Below are 2,055 nucleotides of genomic sequence, written 5' to 3' on the forward strand. Positions count from 1 at the left end.
AAGTCGGGGTGGGAGGGGTGACGGCGGCGGGCCGCGGCCAGCTCGGGCGAGTCACCGGAGTACTCCTCGCCCTCCGTGCCCGGCTCGGTCACCGGCTCCAGGTGGTCCAGGCCCGCGAAGTCCGACTGGCGCGGCAGGTACACGTCGCCCTCGGAGAGGCCCAGCAGGGAGGAGGGCGCGTCGGAGCCGTCACGCGCCTCCTGGGCGGCCCAGAACGCCCGTGCCTCGGCCAGCTCCCGCTCCCGCTCCTCCGCGAGCGCCTCGGCCACGGCAGCGCGTATCTCGTCCGTGTCGGAGGCCGCGCGGGCGGCGGGTACGACGGCACGTGTGCCCGCCGGTCGGCCCCCGGCGAGCTCGGCGTGCAGCGCCGCCACCTGTCGGCGCAGTCCCCGCAGGGTGTGCAGCACGGCGACGCCCACGACCGTGGTGGCGGCCGTGGTGAGCAGCAGAGCAATCGGCATGGCGCTCACTGACGTACTCCCGGTTCAAAGTCGACCCCCGACTTCCTACATCAGCTTGAAGGGCGGACTAACCAGCTGTCAGTGCGTAACGTCACGAAACGGACAGGAATCCCTGTCTGATGTTTGACGGTGAAACGGCGCTGACCTGGTGAATCCCTCTTCGGAGGGAGATAGGTCACATCCTGGGGGAGATTGGATCACAAAACGGCCCGGAACCCCGGTGGTTCCAGGGGCCCGGGCCAAAGGGTCACGCTGGGTCGAGCGAGGGTGACCGATGGGGGCGATGCTGGTCCGGCGTCAGCTGAGGCGCTCGATGACCATCGCCATGCCCTGGCCGCCGCCGACGCACATGGTCTCCAGGCCGAACTGCTTGTCGTGGAACTGGAGCGAGTTGATCAGCGTGGTGGTGATGCGGGCGCCCGTCATGCCGAAGGGGTGGCCGACGGCGATGGCGCCGCCGTTCACGTTCAGCTTGTCGAGCGGGATGTTCAGGTCGCGGTACGAGGGGATCACCTGGGCGGCGAAGGCCTCGTTGATCTCGACCAGGTCGATGTCGTCGATGGTCAGGCCGGCGCGGGACAGTGCCTGCTTGCTGGCCTCCACCGGGCCGTAGCCCATGATCTCGGGGGACAGGCCAGAGACGCCGGTGGAGACGATCCGGGCGAGGGGGGTCAGGCCGAGCTCGCGTGCCTTCGTGTCGGACATGATGACGAGGGCGGCGGCACCGTCGTTGAGGGGGCAGCAGTTGCCCGCGGTGACGAGGCCGTCGGGGCGGAAGACCGGCTTGAGGCCCGCGACGGCCTCCAGGGTGACGCCCGGGCGCGGGCCGTCGTCCTTGCCGACCACCGTGCCGTCGGGGAGCGTGACCGGGGTGATCTCGCGCTCCCAGAAGCCCTTCTTGATGGCTTCCTCGGCGAGGTTCTGCGAGCGGACGCCGAACTCGTCCATGTCCTGGCGGGTGACGCCCCACTGGCGGGCCAGGTTCTCGGCGGTCTGGCCCATCGCGATGTACGGGTCGGGCAGGAGGCCGTCCTCACGCGGGTCGTGCCAGGTGGCGCCCTCGGACTCGGCGACGGTGGCCGTGCGGGCCTCGGCGTCGGCGAAGAGGGGGTTGTGGGTGTCGGGCATGCCGTCGGAGGTGCCCTTCACGCTCCGGCTGACCATCTCCACGCCCGCCGAGATGAAGACGTCGCCCTCGCCCGCCTTGATGGCGTGCAGGGCCATGCGGGACGTCTGGAGCGACGAGGAGCAGTAGCGGGTGATGGTGCAGCCCGGGAGGTGGTCCATGCCCATCTGTACGGCGACGACGCGGCCGAGGTTGTGGCCCTGCTCGCCGCCGGGGAGGCCGCAGCCGAGCATCAGGTCGTCGATGTCCTTCGGGTCCAGTTCCGGGACCTTGGCCAGGGCTGCCTGGATGATCGTGGCGGTGAGGTCGTCGGGGCGCAGGCCCTTGAGGGAGCCCTTGAAGGCGCGGCCGATGGGGGAGCGGGCGGCTGAGACGATCACGGCTTCGGGCATCACGGCTCCATTGGCGTTCGTTGGTGCGGGGTGGGCAGGGCTGTGTGGGAAGTTACCCGTACGTACGGGGGAGGTC

The 2,055-nt window shown here is 70.2% G+C and carries 1 protein-coding gene and 1 pseudogene; both read right to left on the minus strand.

What is annotated here, in order from left to right:
- A pseudogene (locus FNH04_RS45340) lies at positions 1–461 on the minus strand (hypothetical protein); the annotation flags it as partial.
- A gap of 297 nt (positions 462–758) precedes the next feature.
- Positions 759–1,979, minus strand: a complete 1,221-nt coding sequence (locus tag FNH04_RS45345; protein ID WP_152792051.1) for an acetyl-CoA C-acetyltransferase — start codon at positions 1,977–1,979, stop codon at positions 759–761.
- Between the last annotated feature and the right edge of the window lie 76 nt (positions 1,980–2,055).

The sequence above is a fragment of the Streptomyces phyllanthi genome (assembly GCF_009377205.1).
Lineage (GTDB): Bacteria > Actinomycetota > Actinomycetes > Streptomycetales > Streptomycetaceae > Streptomyces > Streptomyces phyllanthi.